Genomic DNA, 23,630 nt, shown 5'->3' on the forward strand with positions numbered 1-23,630 from the left:
TTAAGCCGGCTGCGGCTGGCGTGCGACGGACACTGCGCGTACTGTCGCGTTGCCATGCCACGCCTCACCGACCTCCTGCGCCTTCCCCGCTGGCTCGAACGCACCTGGGAACCCACGCTCGTGGACCCGGAACAGCCAGTGCCCGGGCTGCCCGATCCGCGCGAAGCGGAAACCGTGCCCTTGCCCTTGTACGGCGGGCTGGTGGCGGGCGCCGAACGCCAGTAGACGGACAGGGCGCCGCGCGCGGCGTCACGCGCAAAGCACCGATGGGCGGCCACCGCCCAGGCGCCCGGCACCTGCTGGCCCGACGAGGGAACTTCCGCGCGTAGGACGGCACTGACCACCCTATGACGCGAGAAGTCCCTGCGCGGCGGGCCAGCCGCTGGCTCGTCTACCTGTTGTTTCCGCTGCTGGCGACGCTGGGCGTGCAGCCTGCCGAAGCCGCCAAGGCGCGCTCCGTGCAGCATGCGAGCGCGAAGAAAAAGCCTGCGCATTCCCGCAAGGCGGTCATGGCGACGAAGTCCACCCGGACCAAGAGGTTCGCGCACGCGCGCAAGTCCAGCAACGCGGTGGCCGCGCGCGCCCAGCCCGCGGGGCCGCTGCGCGTCAGCGCCAGCGCGGCTTACGTGATCGACCAGGAGACCGGCGAAGTCCTGTTCGGCAAGAACGCCGGCTCGGTCCAGCCGATCGCCTCGCTCACGAAGCTGATGACGGGGCTGATCGTGGCGGAAGCGAAGCTGCCGATGGACGAGAAGATCACGATCACGGGCGACGACGTCGACGTGGTGAAATTCAGCAGGTCGCGCCTGGAGGTGGGCACCGAACTCACGCGCGCGCAGGCGCTGCACCTGGCGCTGATGTCCAGCGAAAACCGCGCGGCGCATGCGCTGGCGCGTACCTACCCTGGCGGGGAGAGCGCGTTCGTGAGCGCGATGAACGTCAAGGCGGCGCAGCTCGGGATGCGCCAGACGCGCTACGTGGAACCCACCGGCCTCTCGAGCGGCAACCGCTCCAGCGCCCATGACCTGGCCCTGCTCACCGGCGAGGCGTACGAGCACCCGCTGCTGCGGCGCTACACCACCTCGCCGGGCTACCGGCTGGCCACGGACAAGGGCGCGCTGCAGTACGTGAACAGCAACCGGCTGGTGCGCAGCGGCAGCTGGGACATCGGGGTGCAGAAGACGGGCTACATCCGGGAAGCGGGCTACACGCTGCTGATGCAGGCGGAGCTGGCGGGTCGCAAGCTGATCATGGTGTTCCTGGATTCCGCGAGCAAGATCGCGCGCATGAAGGACCCGGAGCGCATCCGGCTTTGGCTGAAGAGCCATCCGGAGATGACGGCGGGGCAGGGCGCCGGCGCGGATTCGTGATCCGGGCGCTCGCTTCGATCTCCCCCGGTCGAAGCTGCCGAATGGTCGGTGCACCTACAATCGACGCATGAGGTCGCGCCCCGGCGGCCTTTTTTCTTTGTCGAATCCCGGGGCCATGTCGAGGAACACCATGTACAAAAACCTCGCCGCCATCGCCATGGCGGCCAGTTGCATCGCACTCCCCACGCACGCGCAGAAGGCCGAGCCGCTGAAGGTGGGATTCGTCTACGTGGCGCCCCTCACGGACGCGGGCTGGGTCCGCCAGCACGAGGAGGGACGCCTTGCCGTGCAGTCGGCATTCGGCGAGCGCGTGAAGACTTCCTATGTCGAGAACGTGCCGGAAGGAGCCGATGCGGAGCGCGTGATCCGCGACCTCGCGAGCACGGGGCACCGGCTGATCTTCACGCCCAGCTTCGGCTACATGGAGCCGACGCTGAAGGTGGCGAAGGACTTCCCCGATGTGAAGTTCGAATCGATCACCGGGTACAAGACCGCGCCCAACGTCGCCGCCGCGAACGCGCGCTACTACGAAGGCCGCTACCTGGCCGGCGTCGCCGCCGGGCGCATGACCAGGTCGCACCTCGCGGGCTATGTCGCGGGCCTGCCCATCCCCGAGGTGCTGCAGGGCATCAACGCCTTCACGCTCGGCATGCGCTCGGTGGACCCGAAGGCGCAGGTGAAGGTCACCTGGCTGAACACCTGGTTCGACCCGGGCAAGGAGCGCGACGCCGCGATGGCCTTGATGGACCAGGGCGCGGACGTGCTGGCCTTCCACACCGCCTCCACCGCCGTGATGGCCGCGGCGCAGGAGCGCGGGCGCTTCGCGGTGGCCTACCACTCCGACATGCGCAAGGTCGCACCCGACGCGCAGCTCGTCGCCGTGACGCACCAGTGGGCCGACTACTACAAGCGGCGCACGCAGGCGGTGCTCGATGGCAAGTGGAAGCCGGGCAACGTCTGGGGCGGCGTCAGGGAAGGCATGATCCGCGTCGGCTATTTCGGCAGCAAGGTGCCCAAGGCGGTGCAGGACGAGGTGCTCGCGCGCCAGAAGGACATCGCGGCGGGCAAGCTGCGGCCTTTCGCGGGCCCCATCGTGGACAACGAAGGCAGGACCGTGGCGGCCCAGGGCCAGGCGCTGACGGACCAGCAGATACTCCTCATGGACTATCTCGTATCGGGCGTCCAGGGGAAGGTCCGACAATAGGTCCATGCACGCCTACCGCGCCGCCCTCCTGTCCTTCGCGGACGACGGTTCCGCCCGCTACGAGGAGGACGGACTGCTGGTGGTCGGCCCCGATGCCACCGGCGCGCAGGTGGTCCGGGCGGCGGGTGCCCACGCGGCGCTGGCCGGCAACTATCCGGGCGTGCCGGTCACGCACCTGCCCGGGCGCATCCTGGCGCCGGGCTTCGTCGACCTGCACGTCCACTTCCCGCAGACCGACGTGATCGGCTCGCCCGCCGACGGCCTGCTGCCCTGGCTGGAGAACTACACCTTCCCGCACGAGGCGCGCTTCGCGGACCACGGGTACGCGGCGGGGGTCGCACAGGTCTTCCTCGACGAGCTGCTGCGCAACGGCGTGACCACCGCGCTCACCTTCTGCACCTCGCACCCGCATTCGGTCGACGCGCTGATGGAGGCAAGCGAAGCGCGCTCGCTGCGCATGATCGCCGGCAAGGTGCTGCAGGACCGGCATTCGCCCGATGGCGTGCGCGACGAGACCGAACAGTCGCTGGTCGACACGGAGGCATTGATCCGCCGCTGGCATGGCCGCGGCCGGCTCGGCTACGCGATCACGCCGCGCTTTGCGCCGAGTTGCAGCGAGGCGCAGTTGCGCGGTGCCGGTGAACTGGCCGCGCAGCACCGCGACGTGTGGATCCAGTCGCACGTCGCGGAGAACAAGGACGAGATCCGCTGGGCGCGCGAGCTCTTTCCGTCCGCGCGCAGCTATCTGTCGATCTACCAGGACTTCGGGCTGATGCGCGACCGCTCGATCTACGCGCACTGCATCCATTTCGACGACGAGGACCGTGCCCTGATGCGCGACACGGGCGCGGCGGCCGCGGTGAGCCCCACGAGCAACCTGTTCCTGGGCAGCGGCTTCTTCGACTACGAAGGGGCGCTGCGCGTCGGCTTCCGCCACGGCCTGGCCAGCGACGTCGGCGGCGGCACCAGCTTCTCGCCCTTCCACACGATGCTGGCCGCGTATTACGTGGCGCGGGAAGGACAGACCAAGCCGGGCATCGGCCTGAGCCCGCAGAACCTGTGGTGGCAGCACACCGCGGGCGCGGCCGAGGCGCTGGGACTGGACGGCGTGATCGGCAACCTGCGACCGGGTTGCGAAGCCGATTTCCTGGTGCTCGATCCGCAGGCCACGCCGCTGCTCGCGCGGAAGACGCGCAGTGCCCGCAACCTCGACGAACTGCTGTTCTCGCTGATCGTGCTGGGGGACGACCGGGTGGTGCAGGCGGCCTACGTGAACGGCCGCCCTACAATCCCGGCCCAGGAGCCTTCCGCATGACCATCAAGAGCGACAAGTGGATCCGCCGCATGGCGCAACAGCATGGCCTGATCGAGCCGTTCGAGCCGAAGCAGGTCCGCGAGGTGGACGGCCGCCGGGTGATCAGCTACGGCACCTCCAGCTACGGCTACGACATCCGCTGCGCGCCGGAATTCAAGGTCTTCACCAACATCCACAGCACGGTGGTGGACCCGAAGAACTTCGACGAGAAAAGCTTCGTCGACTTCCACGACGACGTGTGCATCATCCCGCCTAACAGCTTCGCGCTGGCGCGCACGCTGGAGTACTTCCGCATCCCGCGCAACGTGCTGACCATCTGCCTGGGCAAGAGCACGTACGCGCGCTGCGGCATCATCGTCAACGTCACGCCCTTCGAGCCGGAATGGGAAGGCTACGTGACGCTGGAGTTCTCCAACACCACGCCCCTGCCCGCGAAGATCTACGCGGGCGAGGGCTGCGCGCAGGTTCTGTTCTTCGAGAGCGACGAGGAATGCGACGTGAGCTACAAGGACCGCGGCGGCAAGTACCAGGGCCAGCATGGGGTGACGCTGCCCAAGGCCTGAGACCTCGTGGCCGCCCGGGTGCGGCGCAACCGGCTTTGCAGGCCAAATAGGGGCTGCGCGAGGGCGCCACGTGTGCGCTCGCTTCGGATGGCGGAACGGAAGAGTACCGGGGAAGCAGCGGCCTCCGGCTCGCCCCCCGATTCACAGGCGTTCCCGTGTCTTGCGGCGACTTTCCCCGAGCGCCCGTCACGCCCGGGTGGCCGCGGAGCAACGGCGGCGTGCGCAATGCCGCGGGCTACGGGCGCGTGGACGCACCAGTCCGATGCAGCTGGCACGGGCTCGTCACCGCGTCCAGCAGGGTCGGCAAGTCGCCCACGGTCGCGTCTGGAAGTCGTCCTACAGAATCTCGCGCACGCCACTCTGGCGCGGCAGCAGGCGGAGGCCTACGATCGACTTACCTCAAGGAAGTCCCGCCATGTCCTCCCTCACCGTCCACGCCGTCGACACGCAGCCCGCGCACTCCCGCATGTTCTGGGTGCTTCTCGGCGCGATCGCGGCCGGACAGCTGTTCGCCTTCTGGCTCCTGTGCAGCCACCAGGTGCGCAAGGCGGAAGCGCGGCACAACGAGACGGTGGTGCAGCAGATGGCGCTGTCGGACTGCCTGCAATACATCCCGGGTTCCACCATCGCGAGCTGCGCCACCCGCAGCGGCTTGCAGGCGCAGGCGTCGGCCGGCACCCCCAAGGTGTCCGCCGCAGTGCCGGTCAGCTTCAGCTTCCGTTGAGGTCCGGCCATGAGCTTCCTGCATGCGCACCCTGGCTCCGGTCCGGCGGTCGCGGCCATGGCCAGCGGCTCGCTCGATGCGTCGGATGACCAGCAAGTCTTCGACGAGGCCAACTACTGCCCGACGCGGCTGCTGGCCAGCTTCGCCTTGCTGATGGCGGGTCACGGCCGCTGCGTGAAGACCGACATGATGCTGGGCGACCGCGAATACGCCATGTGGCAGCTCGCCTGCGCCCGCGCGATGGACGACAAGGAACTGGACAAGGTGGCGACGCGCCTGTTCGCCTACTTCGACGATCCGCAGCATTCGGGGATGCCGGTGCTGGGGACGGCTTAGGCGGCGGGGTTCGCGTCGGCGGTGGGGTTCGCTTCGCTCACCTTCCGCGGCTGACGCCGCGCCACCCTATGCCTCGCAACTGACGCGCCACGCTACGTTTTCGGGTGGCGTCGCCCCGCGTTACAGCTCCGCGCCTTCCACCAGGAAGCGCACCCTCCGCACCCCCTGCCATTCGTCCGCGTCGAGGCGGAAGGCGATCTTCACCTTGCCGGGCAGAGGCTGCGTGCGGCCGAACCAGATGCCGTCCACGGGCTGCCCCTGGTGGCGCAGCTTCAGAGACAGGTGCTTTTCGCCCACCAGTTTCTGGGACAGCACCTCCACCTCCTCGCTGAACATGGGTGGCGCGAAGCCCTGGCCCCACACCTCCTGGTGCAAGGTGTCGACCAGGTCGGGCCGCCGGTATTCGGGCGCCAGGGGCCCGTCGGTGTGCAGGCTGCGCAGCAGCGTGGCGGCGTCCAGCCACTCCTGCGCGACCTGCGCCAGCGCCTGTTCGAACACCTCGAGGTGCTCTTCGCCGATGGTGCAGCCTGCCGCCATCGCGTGGCCGCCGAAGCGCAGCAGCACCCCCGGATGGCGCTTGGCCACGAGGTCCAGTGCGTCGCGCAGGTGGAAGCCGGGGATGGACCGCCCCGAGCCTTTGAGTTCGTGCTCCTTGCCCGGGGCCTGGCTCGCGGCGAACACGAAGGTCGGACGATGCAGCTTGTCCTTGATGCGCGAAGCGACGATGCCCACCACGCCTTCGTGGAAGTCCGGGTCGAACACGCAGATGGCGGGCGGTGGCTCTTCGCCCTCCTCGAACAGGGCCTCCGCCATGGCCAGCGCCTGCTCGCGCATGTCCCCCTCGATCTCGCGCCGCTCGCGGTTGATGCCGTCCAGCGTCCGCGCGAGTTCGTCGGCACGCGCGGCGTCTTCCGTCAGCAGGCATTCGATGCCCAGCGTCATGTCCGCCAGGCGGCCGGCCGCATTGATGCGCGGGCCGAGCGCGAAGCCGAAGTCGAAGGTCGTCGCCGTCTCCCCCTTGCGTCCGGCCACCTGGAACAAGGCCGCGAGCCCGCAAGGCAAGGCGCCCGCGCGGATGCGGCGCAGCCCTTGCGCCACCAGGCGCCGGTTGTTCGCGTCCAGCTTCACCACGTCGGCGACCGTGCCCAGCGCCACCAGCGGCAGCAGCGCATCGAGCTTGGGCTGCGTGCGCTCGTCGAACACCCCGCGTGCGCGCAGTTCCGCGCGCACGGCGAGCAGCACGTAGAACATCACGCCGACGCCGGCGATGGCCTTGCTCTCGAAGCCGCACCCGGGCTGGTTGGGGTTCACGATCAGCGCGTCCTGCGGCAGGGTGGCGCCGGGCAGGTGGTGGTCGGTCACCAGCACCTGCAGCCCCAGCTCGCGGGCGGCCGCGACGCCGTCGATGCTGGCGATGCCGTTGTCCACGGTGATCAGCAGGTCGGCGCCCAGCTTGTGCACGCGCTGGGCGATGCTGCGCGTGAGGCCGTAGCCGTCGACCACGCGGTCCGGCACCAGGTACGAGACGTTCTTCGCGCCGAGCAGGCGCAGGCCGCGAACGCCCACGGCACAGGCCGTCGCGCCGTCGCAGTCGTAATCGGCCACGATGCACAGCCTGCGGTCCGCGGCGATGGCGTCGGCCAGCAGGCAGGCCGCTTCGCTGGCGCCCTTGAGCGTCGCGGGCGCGAGCAGGCGGCCGAGGCCGTTGTCCAGTTCCTCCTTGCCGGCGACGCCGCGCGCCGCATACAGGCGCGCGAGCAGGGGGTGGATGCCCGCCTGTTCCAGTGCCCAGGCGGCGCGCGGTGGCACGTCACGGGTGATGATCTTCACAGGCCCTCCAGGAGGCTGGCCGCCGATGGGGCGGCGAAAAATTGGGTGAGCCGGCGCCAGCCGCCGTGCGGGGCGGCGGACGACCAGGTGCGCGCGCCGACCTCGCCGCAGAGCGTGAGGCGCACCGGCCGGCCCTGGTCCAGGTCCTTGAGCAGGCGGGCGAATTCTCGCCCATCCAGTTGCTGCCAGGCGGCCGACCAGGCATGCCAGTCACCCAGCAGGGCCGCATCCCGCAGGTAGGGCGACACCTGCAGGCCGGGTACCGGGCCGACGTCGGCATGCGGCGGCAGCGCGCCCGAGCCGCTGACCCAGAAGGAATTGACCGGCAGCTGCCCGCCGCGCTCGCGCGCATCGTTCAGCGGCAGGGTGTACAGCAGCATCTGCATCTCCTGCTGCAGGCGCCGCACGGGGGCTCCCCTGGCACCGGAGGGCAGCCAGGACTCGATGCGCCGGCCTGCGACGCGGTCCAGCGAAGCGGTGGGCAGGCTGCGGAAGAGGTCGGCCCGTGCCAGCCAGCGCAGCGGGGCGTCGTAGGCGAGGGTGATGCCGTCCTCGTCGAACCAGGGACGCATGGCCTCCAGCAGGGCGTGCGAGTCCTCGGCGTCCAGCTGCAGCTCCTGGGGGTGGGCCATGGCGATGTGGTCCGCCCCCACCCGCCAGTGCGCCGGATGGATCCAGGCCCAGCCGGCGCCCGGCTCCGTCGGGTCCGCGTGGCGCACCTGCAGGGCCGCCAGCGGAATCAGTCCGTCCGCCGCTTGCAGTCCCTGTGCACGCGCCAGCGCGCGCTCGTGGGGCGGCGACAGGCTGGCCGGATCGCCCAGGTCGGCGGACTCCACGCCCAGGCGACGGGCGAGGCGCTGGAGGTTGGGTAAAGCCAGGCCTTGCAGGACCTGTGCGCACTCCGCGGCCGAGCAGGCCGCGAAGGGAACGAGCAAGTGGACTCCGTCTGACACAGCCGTATTGTCGGGGATGCCACAATCGCGCCCGATGGAATCCACCCACTGAAGGGGCGCGAATGGCGCTTCCCTACGAGCTCGTGCTGGGTTGGCGCTACACCCGCGCCGGCCGCTCGACCCGCCGCAACGGCTTCATCTCCTTCATATCGGGCGTCTCGATGCTGGGGATCTCGCTGGGCGTGGCCGCCCTGATCATCGTGCTGTCCGTCATGAACGGCTTCCAGAAGGAGGTGCGGGACCGGATGCTGGGGGTCGTCTCGCACATCGAGGTCTATGGCCCCGGCGGCGGCGCGCTGCCGGACCTGGCGCGCACGCTGCAGGAAGTGCGCAGGAACCCGGAGGTGGTGGGTGCCGCTCCCTTCGTCGCCGCGCAATCGCTGCTGGCGCGGGGCGAGGACATGCGCGGCGCCATCGTCCGCGGCATCGACCCGAAGATGGAAGGGCAGGTCACCGACCTCGCCGCCGCGGCACAGGGCACGCTGGACAAGCTGGTGCCGGGCCAGTTCGGCGTCGTGCTGGGGGCGGAGCTGGCGCGCAACATGGGCGTGCGCGAGGGCGACCCCGTGACCATGATCGCGCCGGGGGGCCAGGTCACGCCGGCCGGCGTGGTGCCGCGCCTGAAGCAGATGACGGTGGTTGGCACCTTCGATTCGGGCCACTTCGAGTACGACAGCGGGCTGGCGATGGTGAACATCGAGGACGCCGAGCGCCTGTTCCGGCTGGAGGGCCCCACCGGCGTGCGCCTGAAGCTGCGCGACCTGAACCGCGCCCGCGAAGTGGCCGCGGAACTGACCACGCAGCTGTCCGGCGACTTCCTCGTGCGCGACTGGACGCGGCAGAATCGCACCTGGTTCGCCGCCGTGCAGCTGGAAAAACGCATGATGTTCATCATCCTGACGCTGATCGTGGCGGTGGCGGCGTTCAACCTGGTGAGCACGTTGGTGATGACGGTAACCGACAAGCGCGCCGACATCGCGATCCTGCGCACGCTGGGCGCGAGCCCGTCCAGCATCATGGGCATCTTCGTCGTGCAGGGCGCCGCCGTCGGCGTGATCGGCACGCTCGCGGGCCTGCTGCTGGGGCTGGCGGTGGCTTTCAACATCGACACCATCGTGCCGGCGCTGGAGCACGCGCTCAACGCGAGCTTCCTGCCCAAGGACATCTACCTGATCAACCGCATGCCCAGCGACCCGCAGGCCAACGACATCGTGCCGATCGCGCTGATCTCGCTGGCGCTGGCCTTCGTCGCCACGCTGTATCCGAGCTGGCGCGCGAGCCGCGTCAACCCGGCGGAGGCGCTGCGCTATGAATGACGTGACGCCGCACACCGGCGTGGTGCTCTCCTGCCAGGGCCTGACCAAGCGCTTCAGCGAAGGCGGCCTGGACGTCGAGGTGCTGCGCGGCGTGGACCTGCAAGTGCACGCGGGCGAAACGCTCGCCGTGGTCGGGGCTTCGGGTTCCGGCAAGAGCACGCTGTTGCACGTGCTGGGCGGGCTGGACGCGCCCACCTCTGGTTCGGTGCAACTCATGGGGCGCGATCTCGCGCGGCTGGATCCGGCGACCCAGGGGCGCCTGCGCAACCAGCACCTGGGCTTCGTCTACCAGTTCCATCACCTGCTGCCGGAGTTCAGCGCCCTGGACAACGTCGGCATGCCGCTGCGCATCCGGCGCGAGCCGCTGGAGGCGGTGCACCGGCAGGCGGCGGAGATGCTGGAGGCGGTGGGGCTGAAGGAGCGCATGAAGCACCGGCCGGCGGAGCTGTCCGGCGGCGAGCGCCAGCGCGTGGCGATTGCCCGCGCCCTGGTCGCGCATCCGGCCTGCGTACTGGCGGACGAACCCACCGGCAACCTGGACCGCCGGACAGCCGACACGGTGTTCGAGTTGATGCTGCGGCTGGCGCGTGATCGCGGCACGGCGTTCGTGATGGTCACGCACGACGAGCACCTGGCCGCGCGCTGCGGTCGGCTGGTGCGCTTGACGCTGGGAAAGCTGGATACGGAAGAGGCGGCAGCGACGGTGTGAGGCGCTGCGCGCGGCGGTGGGGTTCGCTTGCGCTCACTGTCCGCGGCTGCGCCGCGTCACCCTACAGGGGCGCGGCCCCTGCCACGGCAAATGCGCCCGGCTCCTACCCCGCCCTCACAGAATCCGGTTGAACCAGACCAGCGACAGCCCGGCGGACAGCAGGGCCAGCGCCGCCGCCGCCAGCGCGAACAGGGCCGAGATCTCGGTTTCCTTCTTCTCCACGGTCAGCTTGGAGCTGAGGGTCTCGTAGACCTTCTTCAGGTCCGTGGCCGTGCCCGCATAGAAGTACTCCGCCGAGGTCTTCTGCGCGATCGCCTTGAGCGTCTCCTCGTCCAGGCGCACGCGCATGGACCAGCCCTCGAACCCGATCGTCTCGCCGTCCACCGTGCCGATGCCAACCGTGTACACGCGCACGCCGCGGTCGGCGGCGATCTTGGCGGCCTCCAGCGGGTCCACGCCCGTCGTGCGCTGGCCGTCGGTGAGCATGATGATGGCCGCCGACGGATAGGAGCCCGGCGCCACCGGCGTGAACTCCTTCTTGGGCTTCTTGTCGTTGTCCAGCGAGAAGCCGCGCATGCGCTGGCCGCCCTGCATGGACTCCAGGTCGATGCCCGCGTCGGGGAACAGCGTCGCCAGCGAGATCACGATGGCGTTGCCGGTGGCCGTGGCGCGCTGCAGCTGGAAGCGGTCGATGGCGGTGACCAGGTCTTCGCGATTGGTCGTCGGCAGCTGCGCGACCTGCGCCGAGCCGGCGAAGGCGACGACGCCCACCTTCACGTGCCGGGGCAGCTCCTGCAGGAAGGCTTTGGCCGCCGTCTGGGCGGCGACCAGGCGGTTGGGCTGCACGTCGGTGGCGCGCATGCTGCCCGACACGTCCATGGCCAGGATGATGGTCTGCTGGTTGGACGGCAGCGTGACGACGGCCACCGGGCGCGACGCCGCCAGCAGCAGCGCCGTCATCGCCAGCAGGAACAGCAGCGGCGGGATGTGGCGGCGCACCTGCGAGCCGGCACCCATCGCCTCCTTGACGATCGACAGCGACGCATAGCGCACCGCCAGCTTCTTCTTGCGGCGCAGCAGGAACACGTAGAGCCCCACCAGCAGCGGCAGGGCCAGCAGCAGCCAGAGGAATTGGGGCCAGAGGAATTGCATGCTTCGATTCTCCAGGTTCAGGCCACGTGCCGCAGGTGCGCGGGCAGGCTGCCGGCAGCGAGTTGGCTGCGGCGCCTGCGCATCTCGACGAAGCGCACGATGGCGTCGACCAGGTCGGCGTCGGTGGAGAGCTCCAGCGCGTCGACGGCGCACTTGGCGAGGGCCTCGCGCAGCTCCGCCTCGCGCTGCGCCGCGATGCGCGCGAAACGCTTGCGGAAGCCCGTGTCGTGCGTGTCCACCACCACCTGCTCGCCGCTTTCGGCGTCGCGCAGCGTGAGGAGGCCGAGGTCCGGCAGGTCCAGCTCCAGCGGGTCGAGCACGCGCACCGCCACCACCTCGTGGCGCTGCGCGAGCAGGGCGAGTGCCTTTTCCCAGCCGGGCTCGCTGATGAAGTCCGACACGACGAAGACGGTCGAGCGGCGCTTGATCAGGCTGGCCGCCGACGTGAGCAGGTCCGCCAGGCGGGTCGGGCTGCCTTCGGCGGTCACCCGGTCCAGCATGCTGTGCAGCAGGTGCAGCACGTGGCGGCGGCCGCTGCGCGTGGGGATCACCGTGTCGACGCCGGAGCCATAGAGCATGGCCCCGACGCGGTTGCCGTGGCGCGTGAGCAGGCGCGCCAGCACGGCGACGAACTCCGCCGAGACATTGCGCTTGCGCAGCTCGCCCGAGCCGAAGTCCACCGAGGGGCTCAGGTCCAGCAGGAACCAGGCCGACATCTCGCGGTCCTCGGTGAACACGCGCACGTGCGGTGTCTGCATGCGCGCCGTCACGTTCCAGTCGATGTGGCGCACGTCGTCGTGCAGCTGGTACTCGCGCAGGTCGGCCAGGTCCAGCCCGGCGCCGCGCAGCAGCGTGCGGTAGTCGCCCTGCAGCAGGCCGTCGAGCCGGCGGATGACCTTCCACTCCAGCCGGCGCAGGACGTGCTCGGCGTGGTGGGCCTGCGCGGCCGGCGCCAGCAGGGCCGGCTGCGCTTCGGCCGCGGGTTTCCTACGCCACCAGCTTGTCATGTTCGAGCGGCTTGGCCGGAGCCGGGATCTTGGCCATGATCTTCTGGACCACCGCATCGGCGCTCATGCCGTCGGAGAGGGCCTCGTAGGAGAGCACCACGCGATGGCGCAGCACGTCCGGCACCAGGTCCACCATGTCCTCGGGCAGCGCGTAGCCGCGGCCGCGCAGCATGGCCAGCGCGCGGGCGCCTTCGACCAGCCCGATCGTCGCGCGCGGGCTGGCGCCGTAGGTGATGAAGCGGCTCAGTTCCTTCAGGCCGTGGCGATCCGGCTGGCGGGTGGCCGACACCAGCTTCACCGCGTACTGCACCAGCGACGGGTCGACGTAGATCTCGCGGCATTCCTTCTGCAAGGCGGCCAGCTGCTCGGTGGTGGCGACCGGCGTCACGTCGACGCTGGGGCCCGTGACGCGCTGGACGATGACGAACTCCTCCTCGTCGGTGGGGTAGTCCACCAGCACCTTCATCATGAAGCGGTCGACCTGCGCCTCGGGCAGCGGGTAAGTGCCTTCGGTCTCGATCGGGTTCTGCGTGGCCATCACCAGGAAGGGGCTGGGCACCTTGTGCGTCTCGCCGGCGATGGTGACCTGGCGCTCCTGCATCACTTCCAGCAGCGCGCTCTGCACCTTGGCCGGCGCGCGGTTGATCTCGTCGGCCAGCAGCAGGTTGGCGAACACCGGGCCCAGCGAGGTGGCGAAGTCACCGTTCTTCTGGTTGTAGATGCGCGTGCCCACCAGGTCCGCGGGCACGAGGTCCGGCGTGAACTGGATGCGCTTGAACTGCCCCCGCATGGTGTTGGCCAGGGTCTTGACGGTCAGCGTCTTCGCGAGGCCCGGCACGCCCTCCACCAGGAGGTGGCCCTGCGCCAGCATCGCGACCATGACGCGCTCGAGGAAGCGGTCCTGCCCGACGACGACGCGCTTGACCTCGTAGAGGATCTGTTCCATCAATTGCGCCGTGGCGCTGTCCGTGCGAGTCAAGGTTTCCATGGAGGTCCTGCTGGTGGAAAGGAAGGGCGCGCCGTCAGAACGGCGGCAGCCCGGCGGCCGAGGCGGCGTTCTCGATGGGCACGGCGAAGCCGATGCCCAGGAAGGTGCGCGCCGAGGTGGGGTTGAGGATGGCGGTGACGATGCCCACCACCTCGCCATCCATCGTGACCAGCGGCCCGCCGGAGTTGCCCGGGTTGGCCGCCGCGTCGAACTGGATCAGGTTCTTCATCTCCTGCTTGCCTTCGGGCGAGCGGAAGACGCGGCCGAGGCCGGAGACGATGCCGCCGGAGGCCGACGGGCCGATGCCGAAGGGGAAGCCCACGGCCAGCACCTTGTCGCCCGGCGCGAGGTCGGCGGTGGAGCGCATCGTCGCCGCGATCAGGTCGTCGGGGATCTTGCTCGCCTGCAGCACGGCCAGGTCGTTCTCCGCCTGCACGCCGGTGATGGTGGCCGCGGCCTCCAGCCCGTCGAAGAAGATGACCTTGATGCGGTCGGCGCCGTTGACGACGTGCAGGTTGGTGAGGATCACGCCCTTGTCGATGATGACCACGCCGGTGCCCACGCCGTTCTCGATCTCGTCGCCCTCGCCGGTCAGGTCCTCCTTGGCCGGACCCAGGGGCTTGGGCTTGGCGCTCTTAGCCGCCAGCTTCTGGTCTTCCTCGCGCAGGCGGCTCTTCTTCACATAGCTCACCACGCGCACGACGGCGGGCCGCACGTTCTCGTACGCCCGCGCGTACTCCGACGGCATGACGTGCGTCTCCATGGTCTTGAGCACCGCCGCGTTGATGTCTTCCTGCGTCAGGCGGCGCTGCCCGGGGTGCAGCAGCAGGCTGGAGGCGAGCGCGATCCCGAGCACGAGGATGGCGCTCCACAGCAAGGCGGGGCTGGAGGCGGAGAGCGCGAAGCGGCGGCGGCGCGGCGCCGCGGCGGTCGCCTCGGGCAGGGCCTGGTCGGGGGAGGAGGGCTGCGCCTCTGGGAGCGCCGGCGCGGCGCGGGCAGGGCGGCTGGAGCTGTAGAGGGCGGGCCTGCGCATCGTGATCCTTGGCGGTTGCGTGCGACCGGGGGCCACCACGATGACAGCCCTGGCGATGGCACACGGTATCACGGTTTCCCGGCATGTGCACGGCCTTGCGGCATCATGCGGGACACGATGTGGATAGATACGCATTGCCACCTGGACGCGCCGGAATTCGACCCCGACCGCACTGCGGTGCGCGCCCGCGCGGCCGCCGCCGGTGTCGCCCACATCGTGATCCCCGCGGTCGCCCCGGCGAACTTCGAAACGGTGCGCGCGCTGGCGCACCGGCATGGGGACAGCTATGCGCTGGGCATCCATCCGATGTGCACGGACGCGGCGACGGAGGAGGACCTGGTATTGCTCGACCGTGCTCTCGCCACGCACCGGGACGACCCGCGCCTGGTGGCCGTTGGCGAGATCGGCCTGGACTACTTCGTGCCCGGCCTGGACGGGCCGCGGCAGGAGCTGTTCTATCGCGAGCAGCTGGCCCTGGCGCGCCGCCACGGGCTGCCCGTGCTGCTGCACGTGCGCCGGTCGGCCGACCAACTGCTCAAGCACCTGCGGCAGGCCGGGGTCGCGGGCATCGCGCACGCCTTCAACGGCAGCGCGCAGCAGGCCGGCGAGTTCGTGAAGCTGGGGTTCAAGCTGGGCTTCGGCGGCACGGTCACCTACGAGCGGGCATTGCAGGTGCGGCGGCTTGCCGGCGCGTTGCCCCTGTCGGCACTGGTGCTCGAAACGGATGCGCCCGACATCCCGCCGCACTGGCTTTACCGGACCGCCGAAGAACGCGCAGCAGGGGCGGCGCAGGGGCGCAATGAACCCGGGGAGCTGCCGCGGATCGCAGCGGTGCTCGCCCGCCAACGCGGCATCGAAGCCGGGGCGCTGGCCGAAGCCACTTTCCTGAATGCCTGCGAGGCCTTGCCGCGCATGGCCTGCCTGCTGCGCGCTACGGCAGCAGTTCGCGCGCCTTCCCTTCCATGATCCCGAATTCCGCCGCGAGCTCGCGCTGGCCGCTTGCCAGGCGGGCGATGACAGCGGCCGCCTGGGTGACGACCACCTGCAGTTCGTGGCTGGCGTCTATCGGTCCGATCAGTTCGGTGGGCACCAGCACCCGGTAGGACGCCGCGTGCAGCAGCGGCTGCAGCGCTTCGTCCAGGCGGCTGCACGCGGGCAGCAGGCGCTCCTGCAGCGTGGTCCACAGGCCGGCGCGGTCGGCGGCCATGCGCTCGCTCAGCGCATGCACCGCACGCGCCTGGGTGCACAGGCGGTGCACGGCCTGCAGCCGCCCGTGCATGCCGGCGCCGCGGCGGGCAAGTTCGTCGATCGCGAGCAGGGTGACGGCCGAGTTGGCGCCCTTGCGCCGCTGGAGCAGGTCGTGGTCCATCTCGGCCAGCCAGCGCGCCGCCTGCCGCACCCGCTTGCGCAGGGAAGCCGACTCGACCACCAGGTCCATCCACACCAGGCGCGTGACCGGGCCACCGACGGCTTCACGCTGCACGAAGTCCGCCAGCGCCGGGCCGAGGCGGCGCAGGGCGGCGACGAGCTCTTCGCCGTGGCGCAGGAACTCTGCCGAACGCTCGCCGCCGCTGCGGCCGGCGAGGAAGTCGACCGCGCCCGTGGCGGCCTGCAGGGCCTGCAAGGCCGCCTCGACCTCGTCCAGCGGCAGCCCGGCGCGGGCCTCCTGCAGGCGCTGGCGGACCGAATCGAGGCGAGGAACCCGCTTGCGGGCCATGGACTCCAGCAATTCATTCACGTCGGCGGCGAGCGCGGCGGCGGGGCGCCCGCCGTTGCGCAGGGCCGCCGGCTCCTGGAGCGGGACGGCACGCGAGGATTCCCAGAAGGTCGCGCCGTCCGATGGCGGCGATTCGATCCACGAGGATTCCGGCACGAAGTCGGTCATTGGGTTACATCTATGCGGGTGTTGCCAACATCTTGTAACCAAAACTGATCTTTTTGGGGGTGGAAAGCGTGAAGTGCGTCACGAAACGCCTGCGGCACTGGTTCGCCTGCCGGCCGGCCGCGACGGACGGGTCCCGCGCGTGGGCCGATGCCCACGCCCCGTATGATCCGCGGCCGTGAAAACCTCCGCCCGCGCGCTCCCCGAAGTCAATTTCTCCGACCATGGCGACATCCGCTACCTGCACCTGGGCACGGAATGGATCCAGGGCTCGATGCGGCTGGACGACCCGTTCGCGCTCGACCTCGAATACGTGCAGCGCATGATGGCCTGGCTGCTGTTCGTCGAGCCGCAGACGGTTGCCAGACGCCATGCGATGCAGCTTGGACTGGGGGCGGCCGCCCTGACCAAGTTCTGCCGCAAGAAGCTGCGCATGAAGACGACCGCCATCGAGCTGAACCCGCAGGTGGTCGCCGCGTGCCGGCTGTGGTTCAAGCTGCCTGGCGACGACGGCAAGCTGTCCGTGATCCTCGGCGACGCCGCGGAGGTCGCCGCGCACGCGCACTGGCAGGGCCAGGTCGACGCCTTGCAGGTGGACCTCTATGACCACGAGGCGGCAGCGCCCGTCCTGGACAGCGAGGCCTTCTACCGCGACTGTCGCCACCTGCTGACCGATGACGGCTGCATGACCGTCAACCTGTTCGGCCGCTCCTCCAGCTACGAGCGCAGCCTCAAGCGCATCCAGTCCGCTTTCGGCGCCGACGCGGTGTGGTCCTTCAAACCGACGCGTGAAGGCAACACCGTGGTGCTGGCACTGCGCGAGCCGCAGCACCCCGTGCGGGGGCTGCTTTCGGAGCGGGCGGACGTGATCGAGGCCCGATGGGGGCTGCCGGCGCGCAAATGGCTGCGCGTGTTCCGGCCCAGTGCCTGAGTACCATGCAGCCATGAGCGCGCAAGCCAAGCCCGGGATCTCCGCCCGCACCCACCCGCGCGGCCCCTTGCACTGGCAGCAGCTGGTCGAGTGGCTGTCGGAGGACGGGGTCATTTCCGCCGAGGAGGCTCGCCGCACCATCGCCCGCTGCTCGCAGGCCGAAAGCGCACAGCACCCGCTGGTGCGGCTGGCCGCCGTGGCGATGGCACGGGTGTCCGACGGCAAGCCGCTGGACATCGAGGCGCTGGCGCAGTACGTCGCCGGGCGCGCGCAGCTGGAGTACCTGCGCATCGACCCGCTGAAGGTGGATGTCTCCAAGGTGGCGGATGTCATGAGCGCCGCCTACGCCGAGCGCCACAAGGTGCTGCCGGTGGCGGTCACGGCCGCGCAGGTGACGGTGGCGACGGCGGAGCCCTTCCAGTCCGACTGGGTCGAGGAAGTGGAGCGCCAGTCCCGGCGGGTCGTGCGCCGCGTCGTGGCCAATCCGCAGGACATCCACCGCTACACCGCCGAATTCTTCGCGCTGGCCAAGTCCGTGCGCGCGGCCCAGAAGACGGGCGGCAACAGCGGCGCGGCGAGCTTCGAACAGCTGGTGGAGCTCGGGCGCAGCAACAAGCAGCTCGACGCCAATGACCAGGGCGTCGTGCAAGTCGTCGACTGGCTGTGGCAGTACGCCTTCGACCAGCGCGCGAGCGACATCCACCTGGAGCCCCGGCGCGAACAGGGCGTGATCCGCTTTCGCATCGACGGCGTGCTGCACCCGGTCTACCAGATGCCCATGACGGTGCTCAATGCGATGACGGCGCGCGTCAAGTTGCTCGGCCGCATGGACGTGGTGGAAAAGCGCCGGCCGCAGGATGGCCGCATCAAGACGCGCAACCCCCGCGGCGACGAGGTGGAGATGCGCCTGTCGACGCTGCCCACGGCCTTCGGCGAGAAGATGGTGATGCGCATCTTCGATCCGGACACCGCCGTCAAGGACCTCGACGCGCTCGGCTTCTCGCCGCACGACGCGCAGCGCTGGGAGCAACTGGTCAAGCGCCCGCACGGCATCGTGCTGGTCACCGGGCCCACCGGCTCGGGCAAGACGACCACCCTCTATTCGACCCTCAAGCGGCTCGCGACCGAGGAAGTCAACGTCAGCACGGTGGAGGACCCGATCGAGATGATCGAGCCGGCGTTCAACCAGACGCAGGTGCAGCCGCAGCTGGACTTCGGCTTCGCCGAAGGCTTGCGCGCGCTGATGCGGCAGGATCCGGACATCCTCATGATCGGCGAGATCCGCGACCTGGCCACGGCGGAGATGGCCGTGCAGGCCGCGCTCACCGGCCACCTCGTTTTCTCCACCCTGCATACGAATGATGCGCCCTCGGCGGTGAGCCGGCTGATGGAGCTGGGCGTGCCCTCGTACCTGATCAATGCGACCGTGCTGGGCGTGCTGGCTCAGCGTCTGGTGCGCACGCTGTGCCGCCAGTGCAAGGAGCCCGACGGCGCGACCGCGCGCGAGGCGCTGGAAGAGGTGGTGAAGCCCTGGAAGATCAGCGGCAGCTGGCAGCCTTACCGCCCCGTGGGATGCGTGGACTGCCGCATGACGGGCTTTCTCGGCCGCATGGGGCTGTACGAACTGCTGGCCGTGGGCGATGCCTTCAAGGACCTCGTGCACAAGGAGCCCAGCTTGCAGGCGCTGCGCCGCCAGGGCATCGCCGATGGGATGCGGCCGCTGCGCCTCGCGGGCGCCTTGCGCGTCGCGGAGGGCCTCACCACGCTCGAGGAAGTGCTGAGCGCGACCCCGCCACTGGAATGAATTGACCCGCCAGCCGGTGGGGAAGTCAGCTTGCGGTCGGGTAACCGGATGTAGGTGGAACCCACATGGGGAGGGCGGCCCTTTGCCCGCAAAATCCGCCGGTTCTATTCCCTTCCCTGGAGACAGCATGAAAATAAAGAGCCAGAAGGATTTCTGGTCCGGGCTCATGTTCCTGGCGTTCGGCATCGCGTTCGCCTGGGGCGCCACCAGCTACACCGTCGGCGAAGGCGCCCGCATGGGCCCCGGCTATTTCCCGCTCATGCTCGGGATCCTGATGTCGCTCATCGGCGTGTTCATCGTGTTCGAGTCGCTGGTGGTGGAGACGGAAGACGGCGAGAAGATCGGCGCCTTCGCCTGGAAGCCGCTGTTCTTCATCATCTTCTCGAACCTGGTGTTCGGCGTGCTGCTTGCGGGCCTGCCCAAATTCGGAATCCCCGCCATGGGCCTGATCGTGGCGATCTATGCGCTCACCTTCATCGCCAGCATGGCCGGTGAAGAGCACAGCAACAAGCAGGTGGCGGTCCTCGCGACCGTGCTGGCCATCGGCAGCTACCTCGCCTTCATCCTGCTGCTGAAACTGCAGTTCCCGGTGTGGCCCAGCTTCATTTCCGGTTGAGAGAGACACCATGGACCTGATCAGCAATCTTTCCATCGGCTTCGGCGTCGCCTTCACGCCGATCAACCTGCTGTACGCCTTCATCGGCTGCGTGCTCGGCACGCTCATCGGTGTGCTTCCGGGCATCGGCCCCGTGGCGACCATTGCCATGCTGCTGCCGGCCACCTACGCGCTGCCGCCCGTGTCCGCGCTCATCATGCTGGCCGGCATCTACTACGGCGCACAGTACGGTGGCTCGACCACCGCCATCCTGGTGAACCTGCCAGGCGAATCGTCCTCGGTGGTGACGGTGATCGACGGCTACCAGATGGCAAGGCAGGGCCGCGCCGGACCAGCGCTTGCCGCCGCCGGCCTCGGATCGTTCTTCGCCGGCTGCGTGGGGACCCTGATCCTGGCCGCCTTCGCGGCGCCGCTGACCGAAGTCGCGTTCAAGTTCGGCCCCGCCGAATACTTCTCGCTGATGGTGCTGGGCCTGATCGGCGCCGTGGTGCTGGCTTCAGGCTCCCTGGTCAAGGCGATCGGCATGATCGTGCTCGGCTTGCTGCTGGGGCTGGTCGGCACCGACGTGAACTCCGGAGTCGCGCGTTTCTCGTTCGACATCCCGGAACTCACCGACGGTATCGGCTTCATCACGATCGCCATGGGCGTGTTCGGCTACGGCGAGATCATCTCCAACCTGGGCAAGAGCGACGAGCACCGCGAAGTGTTCACGGCCAAGGTCACCGGGCTGTTCCCGACCAAGGACGACTTCAAGCGCATGCTGCCGGCCGTCCTACGCGGGACGGCGCTGGGCTGCGCGCTGGGCATTCTCCCGGGCGGCGGTGCGCTGCTGTCGGCCTTCGCGGCCTACACGATCGAGAAGAAGACCAAGCTGAGGCCGGGCGAAGTGCCGTTCGGCAAGGGCAACATCCGCGGCGTGGCGGCCCCCGAGGCGGCCAACAACGCCGGTGCGCAGACCTCCTTCATTCCGCTGCTGACGCTGGGCATCCCGCCCAACGCGGTGATGGCGCTGATGGTGGGTGCGATGACCATCCACAACATCCAGCCGGGCCCGCAGGTGATGACCAGCAACCCGCAGCTGTTCTGGGGCCTGATCGCCTCGATGTGGATCGGCAACGCGATGCTGATCATCCTGAACCTGCCGCTGATCGGCATGTGGATCAAGCTGCTGACCGTGCCTTACCGCTGGCTGTTCCCGTCCATCGTGCTGTTCTGCGCGATCGGCGTCTACTCCACGAACAACAACGTGTTCGACATCTGGATGGTCGCGATCTTCGGCGTGGTGGGCTACATCTTCATCAAGCTCGGTTGCGAACCCGCGCCGCTGCTCCTGGGCTTCATCCTGGGCCCGATGATGGAGGAGAACCTGCGGCGCGCCCTGCTGCTGTCTCGCGGCGACTGGAGCGTGCTCGTCACGCGTCCGCTGTCCGCGGGCCTGCTCGCCGCCGCCTTGCTGCTGATCGTCATCGTGGCGCTGCCCGCCGTGAAGAACAAGCGCGAGGAAGCCTTCGTCGAGGACTGATCGCGCGAGCGACGGCTTCGCGAGATGAGAAGGGCGCCCCGCGGGGCGCCCTTTTTCTTGCGCCACAATCCGCGCATGGCCCAGCCGACCGCGCACCCGCAACGGGTGGTGCTGCACAACGAGATCCATGCCCGCCCGCCGGAGGCGATGAGCGCGCCGCTGGTGCTCTCGCACCTGGTCATGACGGGGGATGCGGCCGCGCGCGAAGCGAGCCGCGTGCATCTCGCCGCGCTGCTGCGGGACCATCACCTGCCGGAGCCGGCCGCGGGCATCACGCACGTGCGCATGGAGGTGGCCGGGTTTCGCGTGCGCTGGGAACTGCACACCGAGTTCGTCACCTGGACCTTCTCCCGCGCCTTCGACGACGCCGCGTTCGGCGGGCACGAGCCGCCCACGGCGGTGCAGGAGGTGCCCCAGGAGTGGCTCGCCGCCCTGCCGGGCCAGTGCCTGGCCGCCTTGCACCTGTGGGTGCTGCCGACGCGCGAGCTGCCGCAGCAGGCCCTCACGCGCTCGCTGCTGCGCGAGGACACGCTGGTCGGCTCCACCGTCGCGGGCGGCCAGGGCGAGGTCTACACCGACTTCGCCATCCACGCCGACGGCTACTCCCGCATGGTGCTGCTGGCCGACGGCATGCCTTCCCGCCGGCTGGGCCGGCTGGTGCAGCGGCTGCTGGAAATCGACGCCTACCGCATGGCCGCGCTGCTGGGGCTGCCCGCCGCGCGCGAGTCGTCCGCCTTGCTGGGGGTCGCGGAAATCGAACTGGCGGCGCTGGCCGAGGCGATCCGGGTGGCGGGCCGCGACCAGGAGAAGCACCTGCTGGACCGCCTCACGCGGCTCGCGGGCCAGGTGGAGAGCCACTACGCCGCCACGCACGCGCGCTTTTCCGCCAGCGCCGCGTATTTCGAACTGGTGGATGCGCGCGTGCAGGACATCGCCGAGGCCAAGCTGGGCGGCCTGCAGACGCTGGGCGAATTCATCGAGCGGCGCCTGTCGCCGGCGCGCGCGACCTGCGCCTGGTCGGTGCGCCGGCAGGATGCGCTGTCGCAGCGCGTCTCGCGCATCAGCAACCTGCTGCGCACCCGCGTGGAGATCGAGCAGCAGCAAAGCAGCCAGGCCCTGCTCGCGACGATGAACCGGCGCCAGGACCTGCAGCTGAAGTTGCAGGCGACCGTCGAAGGCTTGTCGGTCGCGGCGATCACCTACTACATCGTGGGCCTGGTGAGCTACCTCGCCAAGGGCGCACAGGCGCTCGGCTGGCCGTTCAGCGCGGAGGCCACGGCCGCCAGTGCCATCCCGCTGGTGGCGCTGGGCGTGTGGCTCTCGCTGCGCCGACTGCATGCGCGGCTCCTCGGGCACTGAGCCGCGCGCCGTGCCGCTGTCCGGCGTGGTGCTCGCGCTGGCGGGCGCCATGGCGTTCAGCGGCAAGGCGATCATCGTGAAGCTGGCGTACCGCTACGGCGTCGACGCCGTGACCGTGATCATGCTGCGCATGCTGTTCGCCTTTCCCATCTTCGCGGCCATGGCGTGGTGGGCGGGCCGCGGGCAGCCTGCGCTCACGCGCGCGGACTGGATCGGCGTGCTGGGACTTGGCGTGACGGGCTACTACCTGGCGAGCTTCCTGGACTTCCTCGGGCTGCAGTACGTGACCGCGTCGCTCGAGCGCCTGATCCTCTACCTCAACCCGACGCTGGTCCTGCTGCTTGCCTGGCTGCTGCATCGCAAGCCCTGGAACCGCAGGCAGCTCGCGGGCATGGCGATCAGCTACCTGGGCGTGGTCCTGGTGTTCGGCATGGAAGCGCGCGTGGAAGGCAGCAATGTGCCCCTGGGCGCACTGCTCGTGTTCTTGAGCACCGTGAGCTACGCCGTGTACATGGTCTACAGCGGCCAGCTGGTCAAGCGCCTGGGCTCGACGCGGCTCGTCGGCCTGGCCACCAGCGTGGCCTGCGTGCTGTGCATCGCGCAGTACCTCGTGCTGCGGCCAGTGGACAGCGCCTTCGCCGTCGCGCCGCAGGTGGTCTGGCTGTCCGTGCTCAATGCCGTCGTGTGCACCGCGGTGCCCGTGCTGCTGGTGATGATGGCGATCGAGCGCGTGGGGGCTTCGGTGACGGCGCAGACCGGGATGGTGGGACCGGTGTCGACCATCCTCCTGGGCGTGTGGCTGCTCGGCGAGCCGTTCACGCCGTGGATCGCGGCCGGCACGGCGCTGGTCATCGCCGGGATCTTCGTCTTCACGCGCGCGGCGCGCACGCAGCGTCGATGAATGAATTCTGCTTAAGAAGGAATCCACGTGTGGGCCGCTGATCACACGTGTCCGGCCGACTGAGCAGTATGCACGCGCGCCCATAGCCGAGCACGGCAGAATGCGGTTCCGTTAC

Annotated in this window: 23 protein-coding genes; 16 read left to right on the plus strand and 7 right to left on the minus strand. The window is 69.5% G+C overall.

Annotated features, from left to right (window positions below; all coding sequences use genetic code 11):
• The first annotated feature begins 54 nt into the window (after nucleotides 1–54).
• The 7 genes from AC3EGR_RS01955 (at nucleotide 55) to AC3EGR_RS01985 (ending at nucleotide 5,512) form a co-directional block, all read left to right on the plus strand.
• Nucleotides 55–225 (plus strand): hypothetical protein, encoded by a 171-nt coding sequence (locus AC3EGR_RS01955; RefSeq protein ID WP_488544745.1) that lies wholly within the window; start codon nucleotides 55–57, stop codon nucleotides 223–225.
• A gap of 122 nt (nucleotides 226–347) precedes the next feature.
• A complete protein-coding gene (locus AC3EGR_RS01960; RefSeq protein ID WP_488544746.1) occupies nucleotides 348–1,370 on the plus strand; it encodes a D-alanyl-D-alanine carboxypeptidase family protein in 1,023 nt (340 codons plus the stop codon).
• A gap of 130 nt (nucleotides 1,371–1,500) precedes the next feature.
• On the plus strand, nucleotides 1,501–2,574 hold the full coding sequence (locus AC3EGR_RS01965) for a BMP family ABC transporter substrate-binding protein (RefSeq protein ID WP_488544747.1): 1,074 nt from the start codon (nucleotides 1,501–1,503) through the stop codon (nucleotides 2,572–2,574).
• A 4-nt stretch (nucleotides 2,575–2,578) separates the two neighbouring features.
• Nucleotides 2,579–3,889: a guanine deaminase gene (gene guaD / locus AC3EGR_RS01970; protein ID WP_488544748.1), complete on the plus strand. Its 1,311-nt coding sequence runs from the start codon at nucleotides 2,579–2,581 to the stop codon at nucleotides 3,887–3,889.
• Nucleotides 3,886–4,452, plus strand: coding sequence for a dCTP deaminase (gene dcd, locus AC3EGR_RS01975; RefSeq protein ID WP_488544749.1), 567 nt, complete (start codon nucleotides 3,886–3,888; stop codon nucleotides 4,450–4,452). Before guaD ends, dcd begins: the two co-directional genes overlap by 4 nt.
• A gap of 415 nt (nucleotides 4,453–4,867) precedes the next feature.
• Nucleotides 4,868–5,176: a hypothetical protein gene (locus tag AC3EGR_RS01980; RefSeq protein WP_488544750.1), complete on the plus strand. Its 309-nt coding sequence runs from the start codon at nucleotides 4,868–4,870 to the stop codon at nucleotides 5,174–5,176.
• Nucleotides 5,177–5,185: 9 nt separating this feature from the next.
• The gene (locus AC3EGR_RS01985) at nucleotides 5,186–5,512 is read left to right on the plus strand and encodes a hypothetical protein (protein WP_488544751.1); all 327 of its coding nucleotides are present in this window, start codon (nucleotides 5,186–5,188) and stop codon (nucleotides 5,510–5,512) included.
• Nucleotides 5,513–5,632: 120 nt separating this feature from the next.
• On the opposite strand, the gene recJ is transcribed toward AC3EGR_RS01985, so the two are convergent.
• Both recJ and AC3EGR_RS01995 read right to left on the minus strand, forming a co-directional pair.
• Complete coding sequence (recJ, locus tag AC3EGR_RS01990) at nucleotides 5,633–7,342, minus strand: single-stranded-DNA-specific exonuclease RecJ (protein ID WP_488544752.1); 1,710 nt, start codon at nucleotides 7,340–7,342, stop codon at nucleotides 5,633–5,635.
• The gene (locus AC3EGR_RS01995) at nucleotides 7,339–8,277 is read right to left on the minus strand and encodes a phosphoglycerate mutase (RefSeq protein ID WP_488544753.1); all 939 of its coding nucleotides are present in this window, start codon (nucleotides 8,275–8,277) and stop codon (nucleotides 7,339–7,341) included. Before AC3EGR_RS01995 ends, recJ begins: the two co-directional genes overlap by 4 nt.
• Before the next feature lie 80 nt (nucleotides 8,278–8,357).
• Here AC3EGR_RS01995 and AC3EGR_RS02000 point away from each other — a divergent pair, with 80 nt between their 5' ends.
• Together AC3EGR_RS02000 and lolD are read left to right on the plus strand one after the other, a co-directional pair.
• Nucleotides 8,358–9,611, plus strand: coding sequence for a lipoprotein-releasing ABC transporter permease subunit (locus tag AC3EGR_RS02000; protein ID WP_488544754.1), 1,254 nt, complete (start codon nucleotides 8,358–8,360; stop codon nucleotides 9,609–9,611).
• Nucleotides 9,604–10,320, plus strand: a complete 717-nt coding sequence (gene lolD, locus AC3EGR_RS02005; protein ID WP_488544755.1) for a lipoprotein-releasing ABC transporter ATP-binding protein LolD — start codon at nucleotides 9,604–9,606, stop codon at nucleotides 10,318–10,320. The genes AC3EGR_RS02000 and lolD overlap by 8 nt, the downstream gene beginning before the upstream one ends.
• 114 nt (nucleotides 10,321–10,434) lie before the next feature.
• On the opposite strand, the gene AC3EGR_RS02010 is transcribed toward lolD, so the two are convergent.
• From AC3EGR_RS02010 to AC3EGR_RS02025, 4 genes are read right to left on the minus strand one after another with little or no spacing between them, the layout of a single operon-like run.
• On the minus strand, nucleotides 10,435–11,472 hold the full coding sequence (locus tag AC3EGR_RS02010) for a VWA domain-containing protein (protein ID WP_488544756.1): 1,038 nt from the start codon (nucleotides 11,470–11,472) through the stop codon (nucleotides 10,435–10,437).
• A gap of 17 nt (nucleotides 11,473–11,489) precedes the next feature.
• Nucleotides 11,490–12,479, minus strand: coding sequence for a DUF58 domain-containing protein (locus AC3EGR_RS02015; RefSeq protein WP_488544757.1), 990 nt, complete (start codon nucleotides 12,477–12,479; stop codon nucleotides 11,490–11,492).
• Nucleotides 12,460–13,467, minus strand: coding sequence for an AAA family ATPase (locus tag AC3EGR_RS02020; protein ID WP_488544758.1), 1,008 nt, complete (start codon nucleotides 13,465–13,467; stop codon nucleotides 12,460–12,462). Before AC3EGR_RS02020 ends, AC3EGR_RS02015 begins: the two co-directional genes overlap by 20 nt.
• Before the next feature lie 34 nt (nucleotides 13,468–13,501).
• Complete coding sequence (locus tag AC3EGR_RS02025) at nucleotides 13,502–14,500, minus strand: S1C family serine protease (RefSeq protein WP_488544759.1); 999 nt, start codon at nucleotides 14,498–14,500, stop codon at nucleotides 13,502–13,504.
• 105 nt (nucleotides 14,501–14,605) lie between these two features.
• Between AC3EGR_RS02025 and AC3EGR_RS02030 the strand changes: the two genes are divergently transcribed.
• Complete coding sequence (locus AC3EGR_RS02030; protein ID WP_488544760.1) at nucleotides 14,606–15,466, plus strand: TatD family hydrolase; 861 nt, start codon at nucleotides 14,606–14,608, stop codon at nucleotides 15,464–15,466.
• On the opposite strand, the gene AC3EGR_RS02035 is transcribed toward AC3EGR_RS02030, so the two are convergent.
• Complete coding sequence (locus AC3EGR_RS02035) at nucleotides 15,432–16,385, minus strand: hypothetical protein (protein WP_488544761.1); 954 nt, start codon at nucleotides 16,383–16,385, stop codon at nucleotides 15,432–15,434. The two genes, AC3EGR_RS02030 and AC3EGR_RS02035, sit on opposite strands and share 35 nt — an antisense overlap.
• Nucleotides 16,386–16,560: 175 nt before the next feature.
• Here AC3EGR_RS02035 and AC3EGR_RS02040 point away from each other — a divergent pair, with 175 nt between their 5' ends.
• The 6 genes from AC3EGR_RS02040 (at nucleotide 16,561) to AC3EGR_RS02065 (ending at nucleotide 23,515) form a co-directional block, all read left to right on the plus strand.
• Entirely contained in the window at nucleotides 16,561–17,313 is a 753-nt protein-coding gene (locus AC3EGR_RS02040; protein ID WP_488544762.1) for a class I SAM-dependent methyltransferase, read from the plus strand.
• 13 nt (nucleotides 17,314–17,326) lie between these two features.
• Nucleotides 17,327–19,117, plus strand: coding sequence for a type IV pilus assembly ATPase TfpB (gene tfpB / locus AC3EGR_RS02045; protein WP_488544763.1), 1,791 nt, complete (start codon nucleotides 17,327–17,329; stop codon nucleotides 19,115–19,117).
• Nucleotides 19,118–19,244: 127 nt separating this feature from the next.
• Complete coding sequence (locus tag AC3EGR_RS02050; RefSeq protein WP_488544764.1) at nucleotides 19,245–19,733, plus strand: tripartite tricarboxylate transporter TctB family protein; 489 nt, start codon at nucleotides 19,245–19,247, stop codon at nucleotides 19,731–19,733.
• 10 nt (nucleotides 19,734–19,743) lie between these two features.
• A complete protein-coding gene (locus tag AC3EGR_RS02055; RefSeq protein ID WP_488544765.1) occupies nucleotides 19,744–21,255 on the plus strand; it encodes a tripartite tricarboxylate transporter permease in 1,512 nt (503 codons plus the stop codon).
• 75 nt (nucleotides 21,256–21,330) lie between these two features.
• Complete coding sequence (locus AC3EGR_RS02060; protein WP_488544766.1) at nucleotides 21,331–22,614, plus strand: DUF3422 family protein; 1,284 nt, start codon at nucleotides 21,331–21,333, stop codon at nucleotides 22,612–22,614.
• A complete protein-coding gene (locus AC3EGR_RS02065; protein ID WP_488544767.1) occupies nucleotides 22,592–23,515 on the plus strand; it encodes a DMT family transporter in 924 nt (307 codons plus the stop codon). The genes AC3EGR_RS02060 and AC3EGR_RS02065 overlap by 23 nt, the downstream gene beginning before the upstream one ends.
• The last annotated feature ends 115 nt before the right edge of the window (nucleotides 23,516–23,630 follow it).

Source organism: Ramlibacter sp. G4-7, assembly GCF_057784995.1.

What these genes read in the sequence shown, in the direction of transcription:
- AC3EGR_RS01965 (WP_488544747.1), top strand. Translation starts at nt 1,501, where the DNA reads ATGTACAAAAACCTCGCCGCCATCGCCATGGCGGCCAGTTGCATCGCA.
- AC3EGR_RS02065 (WP_488544767.1), top strand. Translation starts at nt 22,592, where the DNA reads ATGCGCGGCTCCTCGGGCACTGAGCCGCGCGCCGTGCCGCTGTCCGGC.
- AC3EGR_RS02050 (WP_488544764.1), top strand. Translation starts at nt 19,245, where the DNA reads ATGAAAATAAAGAGCCAGAAGGATTTCTGGTCCGGGCTCATGTTCCTG.
- AC3EGR_RS02030 (WP_488544760.1), top strand. Translation starts at nt 14,606, where the DNA reads ATGCGGGACACGATGTGGATAGATACGCATTGCCACCTGGACGCGCCG.
- AC3EGR_RS01955 (WP_488544745.1), top strand. Translation starts at nt 55, where the DNA reads ATGCCACGCCTCACCGACCTCCTGCGCCTTCCCCGCTGGCTCGAACGC.
- dcd (WP_488544749.1), top strand. Translation starts at nt 3,886, where the DNA reads ATGACCATCAAGAGCGACAAGTGGATCCGCCGCATGGCGCAACAGCAT.
- AC3EGR_RS01980 (WP_488544750.1), top strand. Translation starts at nt 4,868, where the DNA reads ATGTCCTCCCTCACCGTCCACGCCGTCGACACGCAGCCCGCGCACTCC.
- AC3EGR_RS01960 (WP_488544746.1), top strand. Translation starts at nt 348, where the DNA reads ATGACGCGAGAAGTCCCTGCGCGGCGGGCCAGCCGCTGGCTCGTCTAC.
- AC3EGR_RS02020 (WP_488544758.1), bottom strand. Translation starts at nt 13,467, where the DNA reads ATGGAAACCTTGACTCGCACGGACAGCGCCACGGCGCAATTGATGGAA.
- guaD (WP_488544748.1), top strand. Translation starts at nt 2,579, where the DNA reads ATGCACGCCTACCGCGCCGCCCTCCTGTCCTTCGCGGACGACGGTTCC.
- AC3EGR_RS02035 (WP_488544761.1), bottom strand. Translation starts at nt 16,385, where the DNA reads ATGACCGACTTCGTGCCGGAATCCTCGTGGATCGAATCGCCGCCATCG.
- AC3EGR_RS02025 (WP_488544759.1), bottom strand. Translation starts at nt 14,500, where the DNA reads ATGCGCAGGCCCGCCCTCTACAGCTCCAGCCGCCCTGCCCGCGCCGCG.
- AC3EGR_RS02060 (WP_488544766.1), top strand. Translation starts at nt 21,331, where the DNA reads ATGGCCCAGCCGACCGCGCACCCGCAACGGGTGGTGCTGCACAACGAG.
- lolD (WP_488544755.1), top strand. Translation starts at nt 9,604, where the DNA reads ATGAATGACGTGACGCCGCACACCGGCGTGGTGCTCTCCTGCCAGGGC.
- AC3EGR_RS01985 (WP_488544751.1), top strand. Translation starts at nt 5,186, where the DNA reads ATGAGCTTCCTGCATGCGCACCCTGGCTCCGGTCCGGCGGTCGCGGCC.
- AC3EGR_RS02055 (WP_488544765.1), top strand. Translation starts at nt 19,744, where the DNA reads ATGGACCTGATCAGCAATCTTTCCATCGGCTTCGGCGTCGCCTTCACG.
- AC3EGR_RS02015 (WP_488544757.1), bottom strand. Translation starts at nt 12,479, where the DNA reads ATGACAAGCTGGTGGCGTAGGAAACCCGCGGCCGAAGCGCAGCCGGCC.
- AC3EGR_RS02000 (WP_488544754.1), top strand. Translation starts at nt 8,358, where the DNA reads ATGGCGCTTCCCTACGAGCTCGTGCTGGGTTGGCGCTACACCCGCGCC.
- AC3EGR_RS02010 (WP_488544756.1), bottom strand. Translation starts at nt 11,472, where the DNA reads ATGCAATTCCTCTGGCCCCAATTCCTCTGGCTGCTGCTGGCCCTGCCG.
- tfpB (WP_488544763.1), top strand. Translation starts at nt 17,327, where the DNA reads ATGAGCGCGCAAGCCAAGCCCGGGATCTCCGCCCGCACCCACCCGCGC.